Origin of the sequence: Streptomyces silvae, assembly GCF_016745505.1 — a bacterium.
GTDB lineage: Bacteria > Actinomycetota > Actinomycetes > Streptomycetales > Streptomycetaceae > Streptomyces > Streptomyces silvae.
On sequence record NZ_JAERUC010000081.1, the window covers coordinates 60170 to 80047 of the forward strand.

The window sequence follows — 19878 nt, forward strand, 5'->3', positions numbered from 1 at the left end:
CATGAGCCCCGTACTGCCACGGACCTTCCCGCTGGCGACGGTCCCCCTGGAGGACGCCGTCGCGCGGCAGTTCCGGCTTCTGGAGGCCACCGCCGCCCACTTCGAGGGGCCTCAGCTCTTCTCGGCCGACGCCGGCGTGGTCCCCGGCCTGGGCCGTCCACGCACCACCGCGCGCGTCGAGGCCGTCCTCGCGGACTTCTTCGGAGCCGAGGACGCCGCCTTCGTGCAGGGCGCCGGCACGGGTGCGATCCGGGCCGCGCTCAACGCCGCCGTCCGGGCCGGTGACCCGCTGCTCATCCACCGCGCCCCGGTCTACCGCACGACCGAGGTCACCCTGCGGGGCATCGGCGTGCGGACCGTCGAGGTGGACTTCAACGACCCCGCGGCTCTCCAGGAGGCCCTCGCGTCCGGGCAGTTCCGGTGGGCGTACGTCCAGCACACCAGGCAACGGCTCGCGGACTCCTACGACCCGGCCGAGGTCCTCGCGGCCTGCCGGGCGGCCGGGGTCCGCACGATCGTCGACGACAACTACGCGGTGATGCGCACCCCGGCCGCCGGGGTCGAGCTGGGCGCCGACGCCTCCTGCTTCTCCCTGTTCAAGCTGCACGGGCCGGAGGGTGTCGGCATGGTCGTCGGGGCCCGGGATCTCGTCGCGCACATCCGGGGGGACAACTACTCGGGCGGCGGGCAGGTCCAGGGCCACCAGGCGCTCGACGCCCTGCGCGCCCTCACCCACGTCCCCGTCATGTGGTCCGTGCAGTCCCGCGTCGGTGCCGAGGTCGCGGAACGGCTGGCGGCCGGAGAGGTGGAGGGCGTCGCGGAGGTGCGCGTCGCCAACGCCCAGGACCGCTGTCTCCTCGTCCGTCTGGACCGCCCCGTCGCCCGCGAGCTGCCCGCCGTGGCGGCCCGTTTCGGAGCGGCCCCGTACCCCGTCGGCTCCAACTCCCGTTACGAGATCGCCCCGCTCTTCTACCGCATGTCCAGCTCCGCCCTGGACGACTCCCCCGAGCTGGCCGACTGGACCGTGCGCATCAATCCGATGCGGGCCGGCGCGGACCTCGTCATCGGCATCCTGCGCAGCTCGCTCGCCGCCCTGGACGACCAGAAGGACCACTGACCGTGTTTCTCGACACCCTGATCACCCGTAACCCCGGGCTCGTCGACACCGCGGCCGCCCTCCACCGGGACGGCGCGATCCCGCCCGACACCTATGTCATGGACCTGGACGCCGTCGAGGAGAACGCCGCGCTGCTGGCGGCCGAGGCGCAACGGCTCGGCGTCGGGCTCTGGTTCGTCGTCAAGCAGCTCGGCCGCAACCCCGAGCTGATCCGGGCCATCGCCCGGCACATCCCGCGCTCCGCCGCCATCGACCTGGCCGAGGCCCGCACCCTGCGGGCCGCCGGAGCTCGTCCCGGCAACGTGGGCCACCTCGTCCAGATCCCGCGCCGTGCGCTGCCCGAGGTGCTGTCGCACCGACCGGAGACCGTCACCGTCTTCGATCAGGCCAACGCCCGTGCGGTCTCCGACGCGGCGCTCGAGCTGGGCTTCGTCCAGGACGTCCTGATCCGGATCGAGGGCGCCGACGGTTCGGTGTACCCCGGCCAGGAGGGCGGCGTACCGCTCTCCAGGCTGGACGTCTTCGCCGAGGCCGCCGAAGCGCTGGAGGGGATCCGGATCGGAGGCGTCACCGCCTTCCCCTGCGTCCTGTGCGATCCGTCGACGGGCCGGCCCGCCGCCACCCCCAACTTCGCTCTGGCGCTGAAGGCCCGCGAACTCCTGGAGTCGCGGGGGCACCACGGCCTCCGGCTCAGTGCACCCAGCGCCACCTCGATGGCCTCCCTCCCGCTGCTCGCCGAGCTGGGCGCCACCCACGGCGAACCGGGCCACGCCCTCACCGGCACCACCCCGCTGCACGCCGTCGATCCGGCGCAGCCCGAGAAGCCCGCCTATGTGTACGTCAGCGAGGTCGCCCACTTCCTCGACGACGGGCGCCCGGCGGTGTACGGCGGCGGGTTCTACGCCCGCTCCCACATCCGCAGCGCCCTTCTGCCGCGTACCGGCGCCCGGCTGGGCGTGCGGGACTCCCCCGCCGAGAACATCGACTACTACCGGCTGCTCGACGCGCCCGCCGAAGGCGCGGACGTCCGCGTCGGTGACACAGCGCTGTTCGCCTTCCGCACCCAGATCTTCGTCACCCGTTCGACCGTCGCCGTCGTCTCCGGGGCCACCTCCGGCTCTCCGCGGCTGCACGGCCTGTACGACGCCCAGGGCCGAGCCCTGTAAGGAGCACCTCATGGCCAAGACCGTCATCGTCGTCATCGACGGGTTCGGAGTCGGCGCCATGCCCGACGCGGGCGAGCTTCGCCCCGGCGACCTGGCCGCCGACACCTGCGGGCATGTCCTCGACCACGCCCGCACCGCGTTCGGCCGGCCGCTGCGCCTGCCGATGCTGGGGGCGCTGGGGCTCGGGCTGGTCCATCCGCATCCGGACCTGGCACGCCGTACGCATCTGCCGGTGGCCGCGGGCCGGGCGGCGCTCGGCTATCCGGGTGCGGACACCTTCGCGGGCCACCAGACGATGATGGGCGCGGACTTCAGCCGGGTGACGGTGGCACGGCTCGCCGATCACCTCGACGAGGTGACCGACGCGCTCCGGGCCGCCGGTCACCGGGCCGAACGGGCCGACGGGAAGCCGCTGCTGGTCGTCGACGGCGCCGTACTGGTGCACGACAACCTGGAGGCGGATCCGGGGATCAACTGGAACGCGTCAGGCCGCCTCGACGACCTGCCGTTCGAAGGGCCGGGAGGGATCCTCGCGATCGCCCGGACCGTCCGCTCCGTAGCCCCGGTCGCCCGTGTCATCGCGGTCGGCGGGCACGCGGACGGTCCGCTGCCCTCCTTCGTGCGCCCCGGGGACGGGGGCACGGTCGGGCTGGACACCCCGGCCACGGGCTTCTACCGCAACGGCGGCCTCCAGGTGCAGCACCTGGGCGCTCCCCTGGACCACACCCGCCAGCTCCCCGGCCTGGCCGCCCGGGCCGGCATCCCGGTCACCCTGGTGGGCAAGGCGGCCGACATCCTGGTGTGCGAGGCGGCGGAGCGCCATCCGGCCGTGGACACCGGTGATGTCCTGTCCCACACCCTGGAGGCGGTACGTGCCGGGGGCGACGCCCTGGTGGTGGCGAACGTGCAGGAGACGGACCTGGCGGGGCATCAGCAGGACACCGCGCGGTACGGGCGGCTGCTGGAGCGGGTGGACGCGGGGCTCGCCGGGCTCGCGGCGCTGCTCGGGGAACCGGGCGACCGGCTGATCGTCACCGGTGACCACGGCAACGACCCCACGATCGGCCACGCGCACCACACCCGGGAGTACGTGCCGGTGCTGATCCACCGGCCCGGCACGAGCGGGGTCGAGCTCCTGCCGGACGCACGCAGTCTGGCCGACGTCGGCGCCACCGCCGCGCTGTCGCTGGCTCTGGATCCGGAGGAGCTGGCCGGGGGCTCGCCCCTGCACGCCGGCCGCCGCGCGGCCTGAACCTCTGCCACGACATGCGGCGCGGGCCCGGCAGACGTTCCTGCCGGGCCCGCGGCTGATCACGGCACGGGACGGCTCCCCCGCTGCGGCTCAGTGGGGAGCGCGCCCGTACCGGTGTGGGTGAGAGAACGTACTGAGGGCGGCGAGGGGGATCAGCGGATCTCGGTGGTGCGCTGCTCCTTCAGCGAGGCGCAGTTGGAGTTGTCCACCGACACGTACACGTTGGCGATGCTTCCGCCCCAGCTCACGCAGTAGCCCTTGCCGTACACGTAGCCCGGGCCCGCGTACGAGGTGAAGTTGCCGTCGTCCCCGGCCCAGTCGTCGGTGGCGGGGACGTAGATGTACGTGGACATGGGCTTGGCCGAGCCCGGGTTGGTGCGGATGGTCGCGACGCAGTTCTTGCCGTTGGCCGAGTTGTACGTCAGGTACACGGTGCCCAGCGAGCCGACAGGTACCGAGTTCACTGTCTTGTAGGCCTTGCCGCAGACCCCCTGCGGTGTGACGTTCGGCGCGGCGGAGGCGGTCGTCGCGCCGAACGCGACCGTGCCGCCGACCGCGAGCGCGGTTGCTGCCCCGACAGCCGCGACATTACGAACGATTCTCATATTTCCCCCTTGTGTCCCTGAGAGCTGTTTGCTCCCACTTGATGTGACCGCCGAACGGCACGGATGGTTGCACCGCATCCACGCAGAGGTACGGAAGGGTCGCATGTGTGTATCGGGGCGGCCGGTCAGGCTGGGGCGGAGGTGTCCTGTCCGATCGGGAAGGTGGCCCCGGGGGCGGCGTACGCGACGGGCCCTTCGAACCGGGCCGAGGCGCGTGCCACCGCCTGCTCGGGCGTCAGGAAGGGCCCGACGTGGGTGACGATCAGCCGGTGCGCCCCGGCCGCGCCCGCCGTGTCCCCGGTGTCCTCGGGCGTGTGGTGCACCTGGTCCCCCTCGGCGGGCGGCTGGGCGCTCTCGGCCTCGCACAGCAGCACGTCGCAGCCTTGGGAGAGTTCCACGAGACCCGGGCAGGGCGCCGTGTCCCCGGAGTAGACGAGCGAGGCACCCGCCGTTTCGATGCGCACGGCGAAGGCAGGCATTCCGTGCGCCACTTCACGACTGGTCAGGGTGAGCGCTCCGACGCGCGCCCGGTGCCCGTCGTGCAACTCGTGCACGGCGAAGGCGGATTCCACCGGGCTGCGTGTGGCGGTGTGGGTGAGGAAGTGCGCCAGCCGTTCGGCGATGCCCGGCGGTCCGTACAGCGGGATGGGCGCGGCGAGCTGGATGTCCGCGTGAAGGGCGGCGTAGTAGGCGGTGAGCAGGTCGGCGCTGTGGTCGGCGTGCAGGTGCGAGATCCAGATGGCGTCGAGCTCGTCGAGACGGAGATGGCGTTGGAGCTGGGCCAGGGTCCCGCTGCCCGCGTCCACCCAGATCCGGGTGCCACCGCCGGACACCAGGTAGCCGGAACAGGGGTTGTCGACGCTCGCGTAGGGCGTCGCGGAACCCAGGACGGTGAGCTGGAGGTGGTGGTCGCTGGACATGCGCGGAGTCTAGAGCGCCCGATCCGGACTCATCGGCGACTTCCGGCCCTGGGTCATTTTGCGGAACCTTTACCCGGGACGGCCCGTTGACCGGATGAGCGCACAGGCTCGTGAACGACCACTCAGACGAAGACCGAGGTGACGTCGATGGCAGTGTGGGACCGGCTCAAGGATCAGGCCAGGACTCTCCAGCAGTCCCAGGGAGCACGCGGGTCGACGGCCGGACGGAGCAGTGGGCGGGGATCCGGCGGCGGTGCGCGCGCCCAGTTGGTGAGCACGCTCAAGTCGCAGCTCACCTCGCTCAAGGCGGAGCTGAAGAGCGGCGCCTACCGGGACGCGAGTATGGCGATGTGCGCCCTGGTCGCCGCGGCGGACGGCCATGTGGACCCGGCCGAGCGTGCGCACGTGGAATCGATGATCCTCGGCAACGACGTCCTGCAGAACTTCCCGCCGGAGCAGCTGCGCCAGCGTTTCAACAAGCACGTGGACCAGCTCGCTCTCAACTTCCCGCAGGGCAAGGCCGATGCCCTGCAGGAGATCGCCAAGACGTCCAAGAAGCCGGCCGAGGCGAGGGCGGTCGTGCAGACCGGCATCGTCGTCGCCGGCGCCGACGGCGACTTCTCCCAGGCCGAGCACCTGATCCTTCGGGAGGCGTGCACGGCGCTGGGTCTGTCCCCTGCGGAGTTCCAGCTCTGAGCGGAGGGGACGGGGCCTAGATCTGCGGCCGGCGGTCCGCGGGGAGGGCGCAGGCAGGCGTGCCGCCCGGCATCCGCTCACGGTTGTTCGCGATGAGCCGGTAGACACCGTGGGCGAGCTGGCGGAGCGGAGGCAGGGTCAGCAGCGCGCCCGGGACGGCCCAGCCTCTTCCGGCGCTCAGCAGCAGCTTGGCGACGGCCTGCGCGCCGCCGTGGATCGCTCCGGAGGGGGTGACCCAGAGCAGTTCGTACTCCGCTCGCTCCCGGGTGGCACCGAAGGAGTCCAATTCCGCGAACTGCCACGGGGTGATCTCGCACCTCGGCCTGATGTGCCGTTCCACGAACCTGACGGACGAGGTGCAGAAAGCGCAGTCGCCGTCGTAGATGAGCACAGGTCGCGTTCGCATGACCTCATCATGCCGCACAGCAGGGCGGTGCCGTCCGCGCCCCGGCGCGCGGACGGAAGCCGTCGACGTCTTCGGAGGCTTCGCGCGCGAGGTCCTACGGTGTGCGCCGCCGACGGGCGAGGTGGACCGTGAGGTCGGCGTCGATCTCGACCGTCTCCGGCAGGACCCGCATGATCCGGCCGAACACCTGCGCCCGCTCGCCGGCCGGCAGCACGAGATAGGCGGAGACGGTCGAGAGATGGCCGACGTAGTCGGAGGCGCTCATGGTCAGACGCCTTTCGATCACGGACTGCTGGACTCCGGTGAACCACTCGGACCGCCGGAGCTCCGTACCCGGCCACTGCATGGCATGGTCCGGAGGTGTCCCGTCCGGCGACGGCACCCCGTCGCTCTCCAGGTACGGCGCCCGCGCGGCGCGCACAGCCTCCTCCACGGCCGGATCGGCCGGCTGGATCGGCCCGCCGAACGAGGCGAACACCCCACCCGGCTCCAGGAGCGCAGCCATGCGTGACCACCGGCCCTCCGGGGCCGTCCAGTGCAGCGCGGCCGCCGCGAAGACCAGCCCGTACGTCTCGTCCGGCCGCAGATCCTCGAAGGCGGCCCGCACCGTCCTGACGCCCGACGGCAGCCGCTTGCGCAGTTCGGCGAGCATCGCCCCGTCGGGCTCGGTGGCGGTGACCGCGACACCGTGCCGGGCGAACAGGCGCGTGGCCTTGCCCGTACCGGCGCCGATCTCGAGGGCGGTCCGATGGGGCCGGCCCGCGTATGCCGTGATCAGGTCGAAGAGCTCCACGGAGTACCCCGGCCGGAACCGTTCGTACGCTTCCGCCATCGCTCCGAAGGTTCGCGCACGGACGGCCATGCCGGGCATCCTGGCACAAGGCTCCGCCTCACGGCACGCCTCGTTCCGGCTCGCGCAGTGAGGCCGGGGCGGCGACACGGCCGGTGCCTCGGTGGTGAACGGGCGCGCCCGCCCTAGTCTGGGGCGCCAGAACGCTGTCGGCCGCGCCGTACGCCCTGCACATCCCGGGCTCTCCGGGGGCGCTCACCGCGCGGACAGGTGTCGGCAGCACCCCCGGACCAGGAAGCCGTCATCTTCGTGCCCACCCCTCTCCCCCGTCGTGCCGCGCTCTCCACGCTGGCCGGTCTCGTGGCCCTCCCGCTCGCCGGGTGCGACTCGGCCGCCCCTGACGCCGCACCGCCGGCCGCCTCCGGGCCGTCGCCGTCCCCGTCCGAGGAGGCCGTACGCCGGAGGGAGCAGGCGTTCGGTGAGCTGGAGCAGAAGTTCGACGCCCGGGTGGGCGTGTACGCGGTCGACACCGGAAGCGGTCTGACCGTCACCCACCGTCCGGACGAGCGCTTCGCCTACGCCTCGACCTGCAAGGCGCTTCTGGCGGGTGCCCTGCTGAAGACGTACACGCTGCCGCAGCTCGACCGGCGCGTCCGGTACGGCCCCGGTGATCTCGTCGCCAACTCCCCGGTCACGGAGCAGCATGTGGACACGGGGCTCACAGTCCGCGAACTGTGCGACGCCGCCGTCCGCCACAGCGACAACACCGCGGCCAATCTCCTCTTCCAGGAGCTCGGAGGCCCCGGTGGCCTGCGGGACGCGCTCGTCGCTCTCGGCGACCGGACCACCCGGTGCGACCGCATCGAGCCCGATCTCAGTGAGGCCGCGCCCGGCGATGTCCGCGACACCAGTACGCCCCGCGCCCTGGCCACCGATCTGCGCGCCTACGCGCTCGGCGGTGCTCTCGGCGCGGACGCGCGGGCCGTGCTGAACGACTGGCTCGAGCGCAACACCACCGGTGACGCCCTCATCCGCGCGAGTGCTCCTGCCGGATGGGTGGTCGGCGACAAGACCGGCACGGGCGGCTACGGCACGCGTAACGACATCGCCGTCGTCCGGCCGCCCGGCTCCGCGCCGATCGTCCTCGCGGTGTTCTCGCGCCGTGACGCCCGTGACGCGGAGCCTCAGGACGCGCTCGTCGCGGGGGCGGCGCGCGTCGCGCTGGGCGCCTTCACCCGGGCGGGCCGGTCCTCGGGAAGCGCTCAGGGCCGGTAGCGGAGCGGGTGGTCGGGGGGCACCTCGGTGAGCACGATGCGGTGGCCGTCCGGATCGGCGATCCACATCTCGATCAGGCCCCAGGGTTCCTGGAGCGGCGGGCGAAGGATCCGCGCCCCGCGGCCCGCGACCTCCTCGTGTGCGGCCGCGCAGTCCTCGACCTGCATCCAGAGCTGCAGGGTCCCGGTCGGCGGTACGTCCGAACGCCCGGACACCTCGAGGAAGCCTCCGCCGAGGAAGTACACCGTGCCCCGCTCGGGGCCGGTGCCGAATTCCCGGTAGACGGGCAGCCCGAGCGTCCGTCCGTAGAAGTCGCGGGAGGCCTCCGGGTCGGCGGGCCTCAGCAATACCCTGCTGCTCAGTACGTGCACCATGCCCGAACCCTACGCGGGGCCGGTGCCGGGCGGCGGCGTACCTCGGTCAGGAGGCTTCCACGGCTGCCTTGATCCGCTGTCCGAAGGCGGGGGCGTCCTTCCGTGCGGCGGCCGCGGCGAACCCGACGAGGAGTTTGCCCACGCCGTGGCCCTCCAGGTCGTTGAAGATCCGCACCCGCGTCCGGCCGTCCGAGAGGGGCTCCAGGTCGTAGCCGCCTTCCCGGGCCGTCACGAGGTTCGACGAGAGCTCGTTCCAGCGGATGCGGGTCGGAGCCGCGAGTTCGCTGATCCGGAACTCACGCCGGGTCGTCATCCCCGCGTCCTTCACCGTGCTGCGGAAGACGGTGCCCACAGCGGTCGGACCGGCCGGGGACTTGGCGATGTCCTGGACACGGGGGCTGAACTTCCTGTCGTTCTCGCCGTCCGCCAGGAAGGCGAACACCTCTGCGACAGGACGGTCGATGTCGACCGTCGCCTCGAACCGGGGCATGAGGTTTCCTCTCGTACGGCGGGCGCGGCACACGGCGTGGCACACCCTGAGTGACGCCGACTTCCAGGATCCGCGCTCCGGGACCGGTCGGCAGCCGGACGGGCACGTCCGGCGGGCAATCGGGTGGCTCAGGACCCGCCGGCCGTCCGCGGTCTGCCGCCCGGCGCCGGAGCGGTCCGGGAGACAGACCGACGTCGCAGGTCACGGGCGGGGGTTCTTGCGGACGGCGCCGGAAGGAGCGGCGGCGGGTTCCTCTTCCGGGGACTGTTGAGCGATTCCGGCACGCCCGACTAGATCTGTATATGCGGTGACCTGTGGCGACCGTGTCCAAGTGTCGTGGAGACCGGCCGAGTTGGAGTTACGAGTAGCTTCCGCTTGGCTGTGGGGGAGATACGATCTTTGAACAACCTCTGGTGCAGGAGTGGTTCCTCTCATGTACACGAAGTCGAACCGGGGCGACGCCCACGGAACGCCCGGGCCCTCGCGGTCCGGCGCCGCTCGCCCGGTCCTCCCCCCGCCGCACGTCGCCTGATGTCCGAAGCCCCAGGTCCCCCGGGCACCGACTTATCACCGACTCGAAGGTCTCCCATGGCTCGTCCCCCCACGTCCCCCGTCAAACCCCGTAGGAGCAGCAGCCTGTGGGCGGTGGCTCTGGTCGTCGCCTTCGTGGCGCTCGCGGCGGCGGTCGTGCCGGTCGCCGGGCTCGGCATCGGTGCGGCCGTGGCCTTCTCCGCGGCTTCCCTGCTGGTCTTCGCCCTGCTGGTCCCCCTGCGGAAGCAGCATCTGGCCTCCGTGGCCGAAGCCGCGCGTCTGCGCGCCGAGATACGGGAGCGGGAGGAGGAGGCCACCCGCCGTGACGCGGACTGGCACGCGTACGTACGCACCCAGGCGGAGGCGGCGCTCCAGGAGGCGGAATTCCTCGTGGCGGAGCGGGTGCCCGCCGCGCTCGGCCGGGGCGAGATCCCGCCGTCCCCGGAGAGCGAGGAGCCGCTGGCCGTCGAACTCGCCAAGTGGTACGACCGGCTCCTCGCCGATGTGTCCGAGTTCGTCGACGACCGTGAGGAGTCGCAGCGGATCGCGCTGGTCGAGCTGGCGAGCCGGGTCCAGACCTCGGCGCACCGGATCCAGGCGACGGTCTCGGGTGTGGCGGAGCGCCACCCGTCCGACGCGGATCTCCTCGAGGCCACCATGCAGGTGGACCATGCGGCGACACAGCAGGCCCGGCACGCCCAGAGCCTCAAGGTGCTGTGCGGCGAGTGGCCAGGTCAGCAGTGGCAGAAGCCCCTGGCCCTGGTCGACGTGGTGCGGGCGGCTTCGGGCCGGATCGTCTCGTTCAAGCGCGTGGAGGTCACCGGCGATCCCGATGTCGGGGTCACCGCGTCGGTGGTCGAGCCTCTGATCCACCTGATCGCGGAACTGCTCGCCAACGCCACGGAGTACTCGCCGCCGAGGACCAGCGTGCCCGTCACGGTCCGTACGGTGCAGCGTGGCGCGGTCATCGAGGTGGACGACGGCGGGCTGGGGCTCGACGAGTACCGGCTGGCCGAGGCGCGTGAGGTCGTCTCGGGGCGTCGTCTGCTGGGCGTCGGTGACGTCGGTGAGATTCCGCAGACCGGATTCGCGGTCGTCGGACGCTTCGCCCACCGCCATGGTCTGGGCGTCGACCTCGGCCCGTCGCCGTACGGAGGCGTCCGTGCGGTCATCCTGGTACCGCTGGAGCTCCTGAAGACCCTCGCGCCCGCCGGAACGGCAGGGCGGGTGCTTCCCACTCCCCCGCCCGCCCTGGTGCCGGCCGAGGCCACCCCCGAGGCCGTGCCTCCCGCCCGGGCGCCGGAGCCCGACCATGGCCCGGTGCCGTCCGCCGAGCCGCCCGCGCGAGAAGCCGACGGCCCGGCAGGCCACCGCCGGCTCCCCCAGCGCCGGTCCCGCCGGGACGGATACGTCCCGGCCGTCGAGGAGGCTCCGGTCGCCGTCACCCCGCCGGGTTCGCCGGAGGACGCCGGCGACTGGATGGAGCAGTTCTTCGAGGGCAGCAGGACCCCACCTCCCCCGGCGGGATCCGCTTCCCCGGATCACGCCTCGTACGACCCCCCGTACGACCCCTCCGAATCCCCCGATTCCTCGGAAGGACAGAAGTGAGCATGAATTACGTGGAGAACCCGGAGCAGCGCGGCTGGATGATCTCCGAGGTCGCCGCCGTGCCCGGCGTGCGCCAGGCCATCGTCTTCAGTTCGGACGGTCTGCTGCTGGCGAGCTCGGAGGGCATGGACCGTGACTCCGCCGACCGCCTGTCGGCGAGCTGCTCGGGTCTCCAGTCGCTGGGCCGCGGCCTGGGACGGGAGTTCGGCGAGGACGGCGGCACCGTGCACCAGCAGATGGTGGAGTTCAACGGCGGTTTCCTGTTCATGCGCAGCGCCAACGGCGCGCATCTCGCCGTCGTGACGGGGCCCGTGGTCGATCCGAAGCTGGTGGCCAGGCAGATGCAGGCCCAGGTGATGAAGATCGGAGCACGCAACCTCACCAGCCCGCCGCGCCAGGGCTCCGCATGAGCGGGGCGGGAGAGGGTTTCTCGGAGGGTGCGTTACGGCCGTACGTGATCACGAAGGGGCGTTCCCGGCCGTCCCGCAACACGATCGGGGTGGAGACCCTGCTCGTCGCCGTGGAGCCCGCGCGGGCACTCCCGCTCTCCGCGACCAGGGAGGAGACGGCGCTCGTACGGATGTGTGGGCAGCTGCTCTCGCTGGTCGAGGCTGCCGCGCATCTCGGGCTGCCCGTCAGTCTGGTGAAGGTGCTGGCGTCCGACCTGGTCGACAGCGGGCATCTGTCCGCGCGTTCAGGTGTTCCGCGGGCCGCGCTGCCCGACAAGCAACTGCTACAGGAGGTACTGGATGGTCTCCGTCGGCTCCGCTGACCGCTATCTGCCCGACACGGTGCAGCAGGCCGTCAAGATCCTCGTCGTCGGTGCGTTCGGCGTGGGCAAGACAACGCTCGTCGGGTCCGTCAGCGAGATCGCACCGCTGCGCACCGAGGAGGTGATGACGGAGGCGAGTGTGGGCGTCGACGAACTGGCCGGGCTGGAGGGGAAGACGACGACCACGGTGGCGATGGACTTCGGCCGTGTCACGCTCAGTTCACGGCTCGTCATGTACTTGTTCGGTACGCCGGGCCAGCGGCGGTTCTGGGATCTGTGGGAAGGGCTGGCCGAGGGTGCTCTCGGTGTGCTCGTGCTGATCGACACCCGCCGGCTGGAGGACAGCTTCGACGTCCTGGAGCAGCTGGAGATCCGCGGGCTGCCCTTCACGGTGGCGATCAACCAGTTCCCGGACAGCGAGCGCTACGCGGAGGAGGAGCTGCGGGGTGCGCTCGATCTGCTGCCGGAGACACCGATCGTGCTCTGCGACGCCCGTGACCGCGTCTCGTCGGTCGACTCGCTGATCACACTGGTGGAGCACGTGTCGGGTCTCGGTGCGGCCCGGCGCTCGGAGGCGGTCTCGTGAGTACGCCGCCGCCGGGGTGCCCGGCCCATGTGCGGCACGGCGGTGGTCCGCTGTCGCTGCCCTCCGTGGTCGGTTCGCCCGATCCGCGGGCCGTCTACCGGGAACTCCGCGAGCAGTGGGGCAATGTCGCGGAGGTGGAGCTCGAACCGGGTGTCCGCGCCTGGCTGGTGATGGGGTACCGGGAACTGCTGACGATCACCCGGCAGGAGCAGATCTTCTCCCGGGACGCGCGCAACTGGCGTGATCTGAACGAGGGCGTCGTGTCCCCGCACTCGGGGCTCATCCCGATGATGGGGTGGCGGGCCAATGTCATCGGGGCCGACGGTCCCGAGCACCGCCGGCTGCGCAAGCCTCTGGACGACGGGATCGCGCGGATGGATCAGCGCAGGGTCCGCCGGGAGGTCGAGGCGCTGTGCACGGAGCTGATCGCGGCGTTCTCCGAGCGGGGCAGCGCCGATCTCGTCAACGAGTACGCGACGATCGTCCCGATGCTGTCGCTCGCCTCGCTGTTCGGCCTGGACAGCACGGAGGGCCGGGAGCTGCTGGACGCTCTCATCGCCCTGTTCGGCAGCGCGGACGACTCCCAGGCGGGCAATCGCGACTTCGAGCAGATCCTGCTCGACACCGTGCGTGAGCGCCGCCGGAATCCCACCGACGACATGACGACGGTCTTCATCGATCACCCGAACCTGCACAACGAGGCGGAGCGTCTCCAGTCGATCGTGGTGATGATCTCCGCCGGGAACGAGACCGTGACGGCGTGGATCTCGCACACCCTGCGGCTCATGCTCACGGATCCGCGTTTCGCCGCGCGCCTGCACGGCGGCCGGCTCGGGGTGGACGACGCGCTGGACGAGGCGCTGTGGCGCGATCCGCCGATGAACAACATGCCCGCCCGGTACGCGCTCCATGACACCGAGCTCGGCGGCCGGTACATCCGGCGGGGCGACTGCCTGATCCTCGGGCACGCCGCGGCCAACGACGATCCGGACGTCAGGCCCGACGGCGCGGAGGAGGGCTGGGGCAACCGCTCGCACCTGGCGTTCTCCTCGGGTCCGCATGTGTGTCCGGCCCAGGTGCCCGCACGGCTGATCACGCGTACGGCGGTGCAGACAGCCCTGAACCTGCTGCCGGACATGAGGCTCGCCGTCCCGGCGGAGCAGCTGGCCTGGCGCCCCTCCCCCTGGACCAGGGTTCCGGTCGCACTGCCGGCGGAGTTCTCCGCCGCCCGCATACCGGCCCGTACCCCCGGCGGGGCAGGCCGGTGAACTGCCGCATCCGACAGGTCCGCCGCGCGGCGGGTCCTGAGACTAGGAGCAGACCGCTATGACGTCACAGACGAACTCCGCCGACGAGGACCGGTCCCCGGCCGAGGACCGGATCCCCGTCGTCGCCCTGGATCCCCACGGGAAGGACCATCACGGCGAGGCCGCCAGGCTCCGTGAGCTGGGTCCCGTGGTGAAGGTCCTGCTGCCCGGGGACGTGATGGCCTGGTCGGTGACGGACCACGCCCTGCTCAACGAGATGATCACCGACCCTCGCTTCAGCAAGGACTGGCGCAACTGGAACGCCATCATCCGGGAGGAGATATCCGACGGCTGGCCCCTCATCGGCATGGTGAAGGTCACCAACATGGTGACGTCGGACGGGCAGGAGCACCGCCGGCTGCGCAAGCTCGTCACGCAGACCTTCACCCCGCGCCGGGTCCAGGCGCTGCGTCCCCGTATCCAGCAGATCGTGGACGAGCTGCTGGACGAGCTGCCCTCACACGCGGACACGGACGGCAGCGTCGACCTCCGCAGGCACTTCGCGCACCCCGTGCCCATGCAGGTCATCTGCGAGCTGTTCGGGGTGCCCGCGGACGAACGTCCCCGGCTGCAGGAGCTGATGGACAACATCTTCCGCTCCGACCTGACGCCGGAGGAGGTCACCGCGAGCCAGATCGAGCAGTACCAGCTGCTGGCCAGGGTGGTCGAGGGCCGCAGGCGCGACCCCGGCGACGACCTCACCAGCGCACTGATCGCGGCCCGGGCCGCCGACCCCGACTCGCTGAGCGAGGAGGAACTGGTGGGCACCCTGCTGCTCATGCTGTCGGCGGGGCAGGAGACCACGCTGAGCCTGATCACCAATGCCGTACGGGCCCTGCTGACCCACCCCGGTCAGCGGGAGATCGCCGTACGGGGGGACGCGGACGTCTGGTCGGACGTGGTGGAGGAGACGCTCCGCTGGGACGCGCCGATCGGGAACTTCCCCTTCCGTTATCCCCTGGAGGATGTGGAGATCGCGGGGGTGCGTATCCCGAAGGGCGAGGCGATCATGGCTCCGTTCAGCGCGGTGGGGCGTGATGTGCGGCAGCACGGGGAGGACGCCGACCGGTTCGACATCACCCGGGAGCAGCGCAGGCATCTGGCCTTCAGCAACGGCCCGCACTTCTGTCTCGGTGCGCCGCTGGCCCGGCTGGAGGCCGCGCTGGCCCTGCCTTCGGTGTTCGAGCGGTACCCGGGCCTGTCGCTGGCCGTCGACCCCGACGAGTTGATCGCGGTGCCGTCCCTGTTCTCGAACAGTTCCTCGACGCTGCCGGTCCGGCTCGGCACCTGAGCGGGTGCGGCCCGGCGGACAAAAACCGCCGGGCCGCGGGCCCCGGGGTCAGTGGGCGATGGTGTCGATCAGCTCGCGTGCGCCCTGGCGCAGCAGGGCGACGGCGACGGAGGTGCCGAGGGTGGCGGGGTCGAGAGGGCCGGCCCACTCGTGGGCGTTGAGGACGGTCTTGCCGTCGGGGGTGAACACGCAGGCGCGCAGCGAGAGGTCTCCGTTGCGGTGCGAGGTGGCGTACCCGGCGATCGGTGAGTTGCAGTGGCCCTGGAGGACGTGGAGGAACATGCGCTCGGCTGTGACCTCCCGGTAGGTGCCCGGGTGGTTGAGGACACTCACGGCGTCGATGGTCCGTGTGTCGTCCTCGCGGCACTGCAGGGCGAGGACGCCCGCGCCGATGGGCGGGCACATCGTCTCCGGGGAGAGGATGTCGCTGATGACGTCGGGGCGGCCGATGCGGTGGAGGCCCGCGACGGCCAGGAGGAGTGCGTCGGCCTCTCCCGCGGCGAGCTTCGCCAGCCGCCGGTTGGCGTTGCCGCGGAACGGGACGCAGTTCAGGTGGGGGTGCGACGCGGCGAGTTGTGCTGTCCGGCGGACGGATGAGGTGCCGACGCGTGCGCCGTCGGGGAGCTGGTCGAGTGTGAGCCCGTCCGGGTGGACGAGGGCGTCGCGGATGTCGTCGCGCTCCAGGAACGCGGCGAACGTCGTACCGGCGGGGAGCGGGCGGTCGGCGGGGATGTCCTTGACGCAGTGGACGGCCAGGTCCGCCTCGCCGGCGAGCAGGGCGGCGTCGACCTCCTTGGTGAAGGCGCCCTTCCCCTCGACCTTCGACAGGTCACCCATCCACTTGTCGCCCGTGGTCCGGACGGGGACGACCTCGGTGGCGATGGAGGGGTTGTGGGCCGCGAGTTCGGCCCTGACGCGTTCGACCTGGGCCAGGGCCATGGGTGAGTCGCGCGAGACGATGCGGATCAGCTCAGGGGCGGACATGGCTCACAGGATAGACCGCCGGCCCCGTACGGCGTTCCTGCGACGCGGTGCGGGATGCCTCCTCCAGGGCCGCCGCGGTGGGACCGGCGGGGGTACGGTTGCCGTCGATTTCCAGCCGCGTTGGAAGGGTGCTCCGCGTGGCGTACGGGTGGGCCCTCCACTCCGTACGCAGAGCGACAATAGGTCTTTCAGCAGGCAGAGTTGACATCCTGTCGGCTCGAAGTACCGCACGGGCGGGGCGGTACCGGGTCCTGCGGCGCCCGGCGCGCGGCCCCGGGTGGCCGATTCGGGACCCTGCGGCCTTGCCTCACTCCCCCGAGGACTGTCAGCCACCCGGAGAGATCCCTAGCATGGCCCCTCACGGACACCGACTTCTCTCTCCGAGAACCGCGAGGGCTGGATGAGCAACGGGGACACCTCCATTCCGAAGAACATCGACGTGAACGTGCCGAGCGTCGCGCGGATGTACGACTACTACCTGGGCGGCAAGGACAACTACCCCGCCGACCGGGTGGCATGTGAGCAGCTCCTGGAGCATGTTCCGAGCACCAAGGTCCTGGCGGTGAACAACCGCAGGTTCCTGCGGCGTGTCGTGCACCACCTGGCGTCGGAGTACGGGATCCGTCAGTTCATCGACCACGGATCAGGGCTCCCGACGCAGGACAACGTCCACCAGGTCGCCCAGCTCGTGGACCGCGACTCCCGGGTCGTCTACATAGACAACGACCCCATCGTCCTGGCGCACGGCAAGGCCATACTGGAGGAGAACGACCGCACCGCGGTCATCCAGGCGGACATGCGGGACACCGAGGGGATCTTCGGCCACCCGGAGGTGCGCCGGCTCATCGACTTCGAGGAGCCGGTGGCCGCCCTCTTCGTCTCCGTACTGCACTGCATCCCCGACAGGGACGACCCGGCCGACCTGGTGCGCCGTACGGCGGCCCGGCTGGCTCCCGGGAGTTTCCTGGTGGTGTGCCAGCTCGTGAGCGAGGACGCGGCGACCCGCGACTTCGTCACGGACTTCATGGCGAAGAGCACCGGCGACCAGTGGGGGCGGGTGCGTCAGCAGGCGGACGTGCACACGTTCCTGGAGGGCCTGGACATCCTGGAACCGGGTCTGGTGGAGGTCTCGACGTGGCGGCCCGACTCGGACCTGGCGCCGAAGCAGGCGACCCGCGAATGGATCGAGTTCGGCGGCGTCGCCCGTAAGTGGTGATGACCTGACGCCTGGCGCCGGGGCGGTCGGATCGACGCCGCCCCGGCGGGGCGCGGGAGGCGGGTCACACGACCGGGCCGCCTCCGCCGTAGCGCTTGAGGGCCTCCCACAGCAGGTCCCTGCTCGCGGCCGGGCTCGGTGACTGGGCGCTGAGCGAGTCCAGGATCCAGCGGTACTCGTCCGTGCTCTCCTGCTTGTTCACCGACGTGGCGTTGGTCAGGTGCTCGATGTACGCGACGTCGGGAAGCCCTTCGACGGCGAAGCGCAGATAGGTGATCCCGTTGCCCGGGGACGTGTGGGCGGTCACCTCGAACGGGGCCACCTGCACGATCACATGGGGAAGTTCCGTCATCTCCAGCAGATGGGCGAGCTGCTCACGCATCACCCGGGCGCCGCCCGTCGGGCGCATCAGCACCGCCTCGTCCAGCAGCACCCAGAGCTTCGGCGCGTCCCGTCGCTCCAGCAACTGCTGCCGCCGCAGCCTCAGTTCGACACGGCGCCGGGTGATGTCCTCCGATTCGAGGGCGTGCCCGGAGCGGACCACCGCGTACGCGTAGTCGGCCGTCTGCAGCAGCCCCGGCACGTAGTGCCCCTCGTACGTACGGATGGACGCCGCGGCCTCCTCGAGGCCCACCAGGGGCTCGAACCAGTCCGGCAGCACATCGGCGTAGGTGCGCCACCAGCCGCGCTGCCCGGCCTTGCGCACCAGGTCGATGAACTCGGCCGTCCTGGCGGGGTCGGTCACTCCGTAGAGTTCGAGGAGGTCGGCGGCGTCGCGCTCCTTGCACGGCGAGTGCCCGGTCTCCATTCGGCTGATCTTCGCCGTCGAGCACCGGATCCGGTCGGCGGCGACTTCGGGGGTGATACCCGCCTCGCCCCGCATCCGCCGCAACTGCGCGCCGAGAACCAGCCGCAGCGCTGTCGGGCTTGCCCCCGTGGCCGGGGTGAGCGTCGGCTTCCGTGACGGCTGAAGCGGTTCGATGCCGGGCATGCGGACTCCTGAGGACGGGCGTCGTGACGCCAGTGTGCCATCAGGAGCCCCTCCACGGCCCGGTCGATGCGAGAGTGCCGTGCTTTTTCAGCCCTCCTGCCGCGTCTTCAGGGGGTCATCGTGTCGAAGTCGCCGTCCCTGACGCCCGCGAGGAACGCGCGCACCTCGTCCTCGGTGTAGACGAGGGCCGGCCCTTCGGGAAAACGGGAGTTGCGTACGGCCACGGATCCGCCGGGCAGAAGCGCCATCTCGACACAGTTCCCGCTGGGATTGCTGTGATGGCTCTTCTTCCACTCCACGCCGGTCAGGGAGTTGGCGGGAACGCCGTTGTCGATGTGCTGCATGCGGTCCGTCCTTTTCGTTGCGCTGACGCTTCCGGGTGAGTCAGGCACCCGCGCCGGGTGAACAGGTGTCCCTTGGTCACACCCTTGGGTGCAATTCCGGATGCAATTGCACGGTGGGTGCGGACGGCGAGGATACTAGTGGTCATCCGGCCCCCACGGCACCCCTGACCAGCCTTCAGCGGAGAGTGATCAGCGCTCATGTACGCGGAGAGCACGCCACGTCACGGAGCGGCAGCGCCCGCCCCCGGTCCGGCAGGAGGCGGCACGGATCCGCACGAGGAGCTGGCGCGGGATCTCGGGATCGGTGCCCCGGGGTTCACCACGCGCGGCCTGGGCGCGGATCCGGAGAGTCTGCGGGAGGCACGCGCGTTCGTCCGCGACGCGCTCGCGGACTGGGGACTGCACGCGTGCGCGGACGAGATCACCCTTGTCGCCGGGGAGTTGGTGAGCAACGCGGTCTGCCACGGGCTGCCGCCCGCCGCGCAGCACCCGGGGCGGCCGGCGGCCCGGCTCGGCCTCGCCTGTCAGGACGGGACGCTGGTCTGCGCGGTCAACGACCCGAGCCCCGCCGTGCCCGTACTGCGCCGGGCGGACGACTCCGTCGAGCGCGGCCGTGGCCTGCGCATCATCGACGCCCTGAGCAGCTCCTGGGGGTGGTCACAGCCCTCCGGTGCGGGCAAGACCGTGTGGGCGCGGATCCCGGTCGCACCCGCGGGCTAGGGCGTGTTTTGAAAGATCAGATCCACATCAGGAGTGACGCGATGGTGAGGGCCGCTTCGTAGGATTCGCGGGTCTTGTCGTAGCGGGTGGCGATGGCCCGGTACTGCTTCAGGGCGTTGAAGCAGCGTTCGACGACGTTGCGCTGTTTATAGCGTTCGGTGTCGAAGGCGGGTGGTCTGCCCCCGTTGCTGCGGCGCCGACGCCGGTTCGCCCGCTGGTCGGCGCGCTCGGGAATGGTTGCGGAATACCGCGTTTTCGCAGGTAGCTGCGTATCTTCCGGGAGCTGTAACCCTTGTCGCCCAGGAGATGGCCCGGGCGGGTGCGCGGTCGCCCCGGGCCCTGGCGGGAGACCTTGACCTGCTGGAGGACGTGCTCGAGCTGGGTGCAGTCGTTGACATTGCCGCCTGTGACGACAAAGCCGAGCGGACGGCCGCGGC

General features: G+C 71.3%; 22 protein-coding genes and 1 pseudogene. 13 read left to right on the forward strand and 10 right to left on the reverse strand.

Annotation, left to right across the window (positions count from 1 at the left end):
- The first annotated feature begins 1 nt into the window (after nucleotide 1).
- Genes JKV81_RS11510 through JKV81_RS11520 form a run of 3 tightly spaced genes read left to right on the forward strand, consistent with a single transcriptional unit; the run spans nucleotide 2 to nucleotide 3535 of the window.
- Nucleotides 2–1117: an aminotransferase class V-fold PLP-dependent enzyme gene (locus JKV81_RS11510; RefSeq protein WP_202075651.1), complete on the forward strand. Its 1116-nt coding sequence runs from the start codon at nucleotides 2–4 to the stop codon at nucleotides 1115–1117.
- Nucleotides 1118–1119: 2 nt separating this feature from the next.
- On the forward strand, nucleotides 1120–2283 hold the full coding sequence (locus JKV81_RS11515) for an alanine racemase (RefSeq protein ID WP_202075657.1): 1164 nt from the start codon (nucleotides 1120–1122) through the stop codon (nucleotides 2281–2283).
- 10 nt (nucleotides 2284–2293) lie between these two features.
- Nucleotides 2294–3535: a phosphopentomutase gene (locus JKV81_RS11520; RefSeq protein ID WP_124279418.1), complete on the forward strand. Its 1242-nt coding sequence runs from the start codon at nucleotides 2294–2296 to the stop codon at nucleotides 3533–3535.
- Between the two features lie 152 nt (nucleotides 3536–3687).
- Here JKV81_RS11520 and JKV81_RS11525 read toward each other — a convergent pair whose 3' ends face one another.
- Both JKV81_RS11525 and JKV81_RS11530 read right to left on the reverse strand, forming a co-directional pair.
- Nucleotides 3688–4140, reverse strand: coding sequence for a spore-associated protein (locus tag JKV81_RS11525; protein ID WP_129260167.1), 453 nt, complete (start codon nucleotides 4138–4140; stop codon nucleotides 3688–3690).
- 125 nt (nucleotides 4141–4265) lie between these two features.
- Nucleotides 4266–5060: an MBL fold metallo-hydrolase gene (locus JKV81_RS11530; protein ID WP_202075659.1), complete on the reverse strand. Its 795-nt coding sequence runs from the start codon at nucleotides 5058–5060 to the stop codon at nucleotides 4266–4268.
- A 147-nt stretch (nucleotides 5061–5207) separates the two neighbouring features.
- Between JKV81_RS11530 and JKV81_RS11535 the strand changes: the two genes are divergently transcribed.
- On the forward strand, nucleotides 5208–5756 hold the full coding sequence (locus JKV81_RS11535) for a tellurite resistance TerB family protein (RefSeq protein WP_124279415.1): 549 nt from the start codon (nucleotides 5208–5210) through the stop codon (nucleotides 5754–5756).
- A 16-nt stretch (nucleotides 5757–5772) separates the two neighbouring features.
- On the opposite strand, the gene JKV81_RS11540 is transcribed toward JKV81_RS11535, so the two are convergent.
- On the reverse strand, nucleotides 5773–6162 hold the full coding sequence (locus JKV81_RS11540; RefSeq protein ID WP_129260165.1) for a thiol-disulfide oxidoreductase DCC family protein: 390 nt from the start codon (nucleotides 6160–6162) through the stop codon (nucleotides 5773–5775).
- Between the two features lie 94 nt (nucleotides 6163–6256).
- Nucleotides 6257–7024, reverse strand: a complete 768-nt coding sequence (locus tag JKV81_RS11545) for a class I SAM-dependent methyltransferase (RefSeq protein WP_202075661.1) — start codon at nucleotides 7022–7024, stop codon at nucleotides 6257–6259.
- A gap of 237 nt (nucleotides 7025–7261) precedes the next feature.
- On the opposite strand from JKV81_RS11545, the gene bla reads away from it, so the two are divergent.
- Complete coding sequence (gene bla / locus JKV81_RS11550) at nucleotides 7262–8227, forward strand: class A beta-lactamase (RefSeq protein WP_202075676.1); 966 nt, start codon at nucleotides 7262–7264, stop codon at nucleotides 8225–8227.
- Here bla and JKV81_RS11555 read toward each other — a convergent pair.
- Entirely contained in the window at nucleotides 8215–8601 is a 387-nt protein-coding gene (locus JKV81_RS11555) for a VOC family protein (RefSeq protein WP_202075664.1), read from the reverse strand. The genes bla and JKV81_RS11555 overlap by 13 nt on opposite strands.
- Nucleotides 8602–8647: 46 nt before the next feature.
- Entirely contained in the window at nucleotides 8648–9091 is a 444-nt protein-coding gene (locus JKV81_RS11560) for an SRPBCC family protein (RefSeq protein ID WP_129260162.1), read from the reverse strand.
- Between the two features lie 588 nt (nucleotides 9092–9679).
- Here JKV81_RS11560 and JKV81_RS11565 point away from each other — a divergent pair.
- From JKV81_RS11565 to JKV81_RS11590, 6 genes are read left to right on the forward strand one after another with little or no spacing between them, the layout of a single operon-like run.
- On the forward strand, nucleotides 9680–11230 hold the full coding sequence (locus JKV81_RS11565) for a sensor histidine kinase (protein ID WP_202075666.1): 1551 nt from the start codon (nucleotides 9680–9682) through the stop codon (nucleotides 11228–11230).
- A 2-nt stretch (nucleotides 11231–11232) separates the two neighbouring features.
- Nucleotides 11233–11640 carry a roadblock/LC7 domain-containing protein gene (locus tag JKV81_RS11570; RefSeq protein ID WP_099177138.1) on the forward strand — a complete coding sequence of 136 codons (408 nt, stop codon included), beginning with the start codon at nucleotides 11233–11235 and terminating at the stop codon, nucleotides 11638–11640.
- A complete protein-coding gene (locus JKV81_RS11575; RefSeq protein ID WP_099177137.1) occupies nucleotides 11637–12002 on the forward strand; it encodes a DUF742 domain-containing protein in 366 nt (121 codons plus the stop codon). Before JKV81_RS11570 ends, JKV81_RS11575 begins: the two co-directional genes overlap by 4 nt.
- A complete protein-coding gene (locus JKV81_RS11580; RefSeq protein ID WP_202075667.1) occupies nucleotides 11980–12588 on the forward strand; it encodes a GTP-binding protein in 609 nt (202 codons plus the stop codon). The genes JKV81_RS11575 and JKV81_RS11580 overlap by 23 nt, the downstream gene beginning before the upstream one ends.
- A 29-nt stretch (nucleotides 12589–12617) precedes the next feature.
- Nucleotides 12618–13856, forward strand: coding sequence for a cytochrome P450 (locus tag JKV81_RS11585; RefSeq protein WP_372444126.1), 1239 nt, complete (start codon nucleotides 12618–12620; stop codon nucleotides 13854–13856).
- 58 nt (nucleotides 13857–13914) lie between these two features.
- Nucleotides 13915–15186, forward strand: coding sequence for a cytochrome P450 family protein (locus JKV81_RS11590; protein WP_202075668.1), 1272 nt, complete (start codon nucleotides 13915–13917; stop codon nucleotides 15184–15186).
- Nucleotides 15187–15234: 48 nt separating this feature from the next.
- On the opposite strand, the gene hemC is transcribed toward JKV81_RS11590, so the two are convergent.
- Nucleotides 15235–16170, reverse strand: coding sequence for a hydroxymethylbilane synthase (gene hemC, locus JKV81_RS11595; protein ID WP_202075669.1), 936 nt, complete (start codon nucleotides 16168–16170; stop codon nucleotides 15235–15237).
- A gap of 400 nt (nucleotides 16171–16570) precedes the next feature.
- Here hemC and JKV81_RS11600 point away from each other — a divergent pair, with 400 nt between their 5' ends.
- The gene (locus JKV81_RS11600; protein WP_124279404.1) at nucleotides 16571–17386 is read left to right on the forward strand and encodes an SAM-dependent methyltransferase; all 816 of its coding nucleotides are present in this window, start codon (nucleotides 16571–16573) and stop codon (nucleotides 17384–17386) included.
- Between the two features lie 64 nt (nucleotides 17387–17450).
- Here JKV81_RS11600 and JKV81_RS11605 read toward each other — a convergent pair whose 3' ends face one another.
- Complete coding sequence (locus JKV81_RS11605) at nucleotides 17451–18377, reverse strand: helix-turn-helix domain-containing protein (protein WP_129260158.1); 927 nt, start codon at nucleotides 18375–18377, stop codon at nucleotides 17451–17453.
- Between the two features lie 107 nt (nucleotides 18378–18484).
- Entirely contained in the window at nucleotides 18485–18721 is a 237-nt protein-coding gene (locus JKV81_RS11610) for a DUF397 domain-containing protein (RefSeq protein ID WP_099177131.1), read from the reverse strand.
- A 198-nt stretch (nucleotides 18722–18919) separates the two neighbouring features.
- Between JKV81_RS11610 and JKV81_RS11615 the strand changes: the two genes are divergently transcribed.
- A complete protein-coding gene (locus tag JKV81_RS11615; RefSeq protein WP_129260157.1) occupies nucleotides 18920–19441 on the forward strand; it encodes an ATP-binding protein in 522 nt (173 codons plus the stop codon).
- 16 nt (nucleotides 19442–19457) lie between these two features.
- Here JKV81_RS11615 and JKV81_RS11620 read toward each other — a convergent pair.
- Nucleotides 19458–19878: pseudogene (locus JKV81_RS11620) on the reverse strand (IS5 family transposase); the annotation flags it as partial.